2 protein-coding genes and 1 pseudogene are annotated in these 1,925 nt (G+C 68.2%); 2 read left to right on the top strand and 1 reads right to left on the bottom strand.

Translation table 11 applies throughout. The features are described from left to right. Both B1964_RS14300 and holA read left to right on the top strand, forming a co-directional pair. Positions 1–266 (top strand): annotated as a pseudogene (locus B1964_RS14300) (competence protein ComEC); the annotation flags it as partial. Next, positions 254–1,231 (top strand): DNA polymerase III subunit delta, encoded by a 978-nt coding sequence (holA, locus tag B1964_RS14295; protein ID WP_026920020.1) that lies wholly within the window; start codon positions 254–256, stop codon positions 1,229–1,231. The pseudogene B1964_RS14300 and the gene holA, both read left to right, overlap by 13 nt. Before the next feature lie 196 nt (positions 1,232–1,427). On the opposite strand, the gene rpsT is transcribed toward holA, so the two are convergent. After that, positions 1,428–1,688: a 30S ribosomal protein S20 gene (rpsT, locus tag B1964_RS14290; RefSeq protein WP_006370614.1), complete on the bottom strand. Its 261-nt coding sequence runs from the start codon at positions 1,686–1,688 to the stop codon at positions 1,428–1,430. Positions 1,689–1,925 lie beyond the last annotated feature (237 nt).

Below are 1,925 nucleotides of genomic sequence, written 5' to 3'. Positions count from 1 at the left end.
TGGACGGAATCCCGATGATGGTGTCGGAGTTGCTGATCCGCGCCATGGCACCGGAGGTGTGGTGGATGATCACGTGTGCCGATCGCCTCGGGTCGTGGCGGTGGGCGGTGATCGGGATACCGGAGGGCTGGCCCGGGGTGATGGTGTCGCTGATGTGCTCGGCCGTGATCGTCGCCGTCGCTGCGGCGGTCCGCCACATCGACGCCGACTCGGTGCGGATCGCGGTGCTGCGGTGTCGGCGGGGTCTGGCACGATGGGGCCCGTGACCGAACGTCTGCATCTGCTCCTCGGGGACGACGACTTCCTCACCGGCCGTGTCATCGACGATGTGGTGGCGCAGCGGTCGGCGGCAGCCGGGACCGACGTCCCGGTGACCAGGGTGCGTGCCGGTGACGTCACCGGCCCGGAACTCGCGGAATTGCTGAGCCCGTCGTTGTTCGCCGACGAGCGGGTGGTGGTCGTCGAGTCGGCTGCCGATGCCGGTAAGCAGCCGGCGGCGCTGATCTCCGAGACGGCACGGGCGCTGCCCGAGGGCATCACCCTGCTGGTGATCCACACGGGGGGAGGCCGCGCGAAGTCGCTTGCCACGGATCTTCGCAAGGCCGACGCCACGGTGCACGAGTGTGTGGCGCCGCGGTGGCCGTCGGAGCGTATGACGTTTGTCCGCAACGAGTTCCGGACCCTGGGAGTGCGGGTCTCCAACGATGTGGTGGAGGTGATCGTCGAATCCGTCGGCGCCCAGTTGCGTGAACTGGCGGCCGCGTGCAGCCAGCTCGTCGCCGATACCGGCGGCAAGGTCGACGAGGAGTCGGTGCGGCTGTACTACCAGGGCCGCCCGGAAGTGAGTGGCTTCGAGGTCGCCGACAAGGCGGTTGCCGGAGACCGCGCGGGTGCGCTCGAGTCACTGGCGTGGGCGTTGCACCACGGTGTCCCGCGGGTGCTGCTGGCCGATGCCTTGGCCGAGGCGGTGCATGCGATCGCGCGTGTGCGTGCCCTCGGGAACGTCGATGCCTCCGCGGCAGCCGAATTGGGCATGTCGCCGCGCCGGGTGAAGAACGCCCAGGCCCAGGGGCGGGCGTGGGATTCGGAGTCGATTGCCGCGGCGGTGGTGGTCGTCGCCGCACTCAACGGGGATGTCAAGGGACAGGCCGCGGACGCGGATTTCGCGTTGACCGATGCGGTGGTCCGGGTCGCGGGACTGCGACCCGCGGGTCGCCGACGCGCGGGGTAGGGGATGGGTGACGACCCACGCACTTCACCCCGGTGACCGCGTGGGGATCACCGGGGTGAAGTGCAGGAGAAGAAACGCCTCGAATCCCTCCGGGCCGCAGCAGCCGTTTCAGGCGCTCGCAGTCGGGAAGGCGTGCCGGCGAATCAGATCGCTCTGACCAGTCAGGGTTGCAGACGGTTCAGGGCTTGCTGACGGTTCAGAGCTTGTTGAGGGCGAGTGCCATTGCCGACTTCTTGTTGGCGGCCTGGTTGGCGTGGATGACGCCCTTGCTGGCGGCCTTGTCGAGCTTGCGGCTGGTGGTCACCAGCAGCTCGCCGGCCTTGTCCTTGTCGCCGGCGTCCACGGCCTCACGGAAACCGCGGATCGCGGTGCGCAGGGACGACTTGACCGACTGGTTGCGCTGCCGACGGATCTCGTTGGTGCGGTTGCGCTTGACCTGGGACTTGATGTTTGCCACGCGTGTGTACCTCGTCTGTGTAGTTCGTGTGTCTGGTGTTCGTGCTTTTCGGTCGTGTCTCGTCGGGTTGCGATGAACCCGACGAACCCCGATCGGTGATCGATGGGCTCGGGCCGGATCTCCAGACGCTCCCGAGCAGGCCGGACCCGATTCCGATGGTCGGGGTCGGGCGACACTGCGACAGCGATCGAGTTTACCAGCCGGACACCTGCCCCCAAAATCGCGGCGGGCGATCGG

The organism is Gordonia sp. i37 (genome assembly GCF_002043085.1).
GTDB lineage: Bacteria > Actinomycetota > Actinomycetes > Mycobacteriales > Mycobacteriaceae > Gordonia > Gordonia polyisoprenivorans.
This window is presented reverse-complemented; position numbering and strand designations above follow the sequence as displayed.